Genomic DNA, 2493 nt, shown 5'->3' with positions numbered 1-2493 from the left:
GTTGATAGGCCGGAAGTGGACGCACCGCGAGGTGTGGAGCTGACCGGTACTAACAGGCCGAGGACTTGACCACACTCCCAGCCCAGCCCACACGCCGGCTGCGTACGTCGAAGATGGTCTTCACACACACAGCGTCCACTGTGCAGTTCTGAACGCACCCAACCAGCCGCCCCGAACGGGGTGCTGGCCGGGATCTCGTTCACAGTGTTACGGCGGCCATGGCGAGAGGGAAACGCCCGGTACCATTCCGAACCCGGAAGCTAAGCCTCTCAGCGCCGATGGTACTGCCCTGGAGACGGGGTGGGAGAGTAGGACGCCGCCGGACAACCATTCGAAGACGGGGGTCGGAGCCACAGGCTCCGGCCCCCGTCTTCGTGCGTTTCCGGCATCCGTTTCCGTGGCGCTCCCAGGAGTGCCGCCCGTAGCACCGAGGTATCCAGGACGACATGACTTCTCCCCGACGAGGCTCCGCAGGGCGCGGCCGCCAGGACGGCCCGGCTGCCCGCGGTCAGGCCCGTGCGGGCCGTGACGACCGACAGGGACGGCCGGCGGCAGGACGCGATCCCGGTGGGGACCGCCGCGGGGGCCCGGCCGGTGCGGCACGTCGTGGCGTCGGCGGCTCCACAGACCGCCGGGGCGGTCAGGGCGGGCGGGTTCCCGGTGGCGAGCGGTCCGCGCGGGGTGGCCAGTACGGCCGTGCCACGGATCGGACGCAGGGCGAGCGGTCCGGCCGGCCGGTCGAGGGCAGGAGCGGCGCCGGAGACTGGCGCGACCGTCGTCCGGCCCCCGAGCGGGGCGCGAGTGACCGCCAGGATCGTCGTCCTGCGTCGGGGCGCTCCGTCGACGACTGGCGGGACCGCCGTCCCTCTTCCGAGCGTTCGTCGAGTTCGTGGGGGGACCGGCGCAGCGGCGTCGGCCGTCCGGCGGGGGAGCGCCGCCCGGCCGGGGACGGGGACCAGGCGGGGCGTCGTCCCCGGCCGGCCACCGGCGGCGCCGGCAACTGGCGGGACCGGCGGCCGGAGGGTCCCCGGACCGACCACGGACGTCCCGCGGCCCGGCGGGACGAGACCGCCCGAGGTGCCCGGTGGGAGGAGCAGCGCCCGCGTCCTCAGCGGCGGGACGACGAGAGCGCCACGCGTCCGGAGTGGCGGGACCGCCGCCCGGGCGGCGAGCGGTCCACCCGGGCGAGCGGCGACCGGGGTGCGTGGCGCGGTCGGCAGGACGGTACCGGTGCCCGTCCGCAGCGGCAGGACGCCCCGGCCGGGCGGCCCGACCGTGCCGGCGGCCGGGACTGGCGCGACCGCCGTCCCACCGACGACCGTCGGGCCCGTCCCGACCGGGACCGCACGCCACCCTCCCCTCCGGGCCCTGACCTGCCCGACTGGGCCGAGGCCCGCGACCTGGACCAGGCCGTCCGGGCGTCCCTGCGCGGCCTGGACTCCCGCAACGCGGAGAAGGTGGCCCGCCACCTCGTCGTCGCCGGCACGCTCGTCGACGAGGACCCGCAGCTGGCGCTCGCCCACGCCCGGGCCGCCCGGGACCGGGCCTCGCGGATCGCGGTCGTCCGGGAGGCGGTCGGCGTGGCCGCCTACCACGCCGGCGACTACGCCGAGGCGTCGCGGGAGCTGCGCGCGTACCGGCGGATGAGCGGCGACGAGGGGTACCGCGCCGTCCTCGCCGACTGCGAGCGCGCCCAGGGACGGCCGGAGGTCGCGCTGCGGCTGGTGCGGGAGGCGCTCGGCGCCGGGCCCGAGCCGGCGGAGACCATCGAACTCCGGCTCGTCGAGGCCGGCGCCCGTCAGGAACTGGGGGAGACCGCGGCTGCCCGGCTGGTCCTCGAGGGTGCGCTGGGCGGCCGCCCGGTCCCCGGCGGGGTGGACCTGGCCGACGAGGGCACGCGGCGGCTCGCCTCGGCCTACGCCGACCTGCTCGCCGCCGTCGACGACCCCGCGGCCGGTCCGTGGCGGGAGGCCGTGGACGCTGCCGGCCCGGACGAGGACGAGGACGTCGCCTTCGGCGAGGAGGAGCTGCCGCTCGCCCCGGCCCCGGCCGACGCCGAGACGACCCAGCACGCCGGGGATCCGGTCGACGACGCCGGGAATCCGGTCGACGACGCCGAGGATCCGGTCGGCGGCGCCCCGGCGCCTGCCGACGAGGACGACCTCGACTTCGACGAGGACGTCGAGCGCGAGGTCGCCGAGCTGCTCGGTGAGATCGACCCGCCGGGCGAGGACCTGTCCGGGCACTGACCACCGACAGCCGCGCCTCCGTCGTCCACACCGCCTCTGTGCGTCCACAGCGTCCGTGACGATGACCGGCCGGGGGTCGGCGGGCACCACGCTGCCGTCATGAGCGTGGCTGTCATCGACCGGAACGACGTCGTGGGGGGGGGGGGGGGGGGGGGGGGGGGGGGGGGGGGGGGGGGCGGGGGGGGCGGGGGGGGGGGGGGTGGGGTTGGGGGGGGGGGGGGGGGGGGGGGCGGGGGGGGGGGGG

1 protein-coding gene and 1 rRNA gene are annotated in these 2493 nt (G+C 77.5%); both read left to right on the top strand.

All coding sequences use genetic code 11. The features are described 5' to 3' along the window. The first annotated feature begins 208 nt into the window (after nt 1–208). A 5S ribosomal RNA gene (rrf, locus tag ACI78U_RS24840) occupies nt 209–325 on the top strand. 1132 nt (nt 326–1457) lie between these two features. Then, complete coding sequence (locus ACI78U_RS24835; protein WP_456878118.1) at nt 1458–2249, top strand: tetratricopeptide repeat protein; 792 nt, start codon at nt 1458–1460, stop codon at nt 2247–2249. Nucleotides 2250–2493: the final 244 nt, after the last annotated feature.

Source organism: Geodermatophilus sp. SYSU D00710, from assembly GCF_054050195.1.
This window is presented reverse-complemented; position numbering and strand designations above follow the sequence as displayed.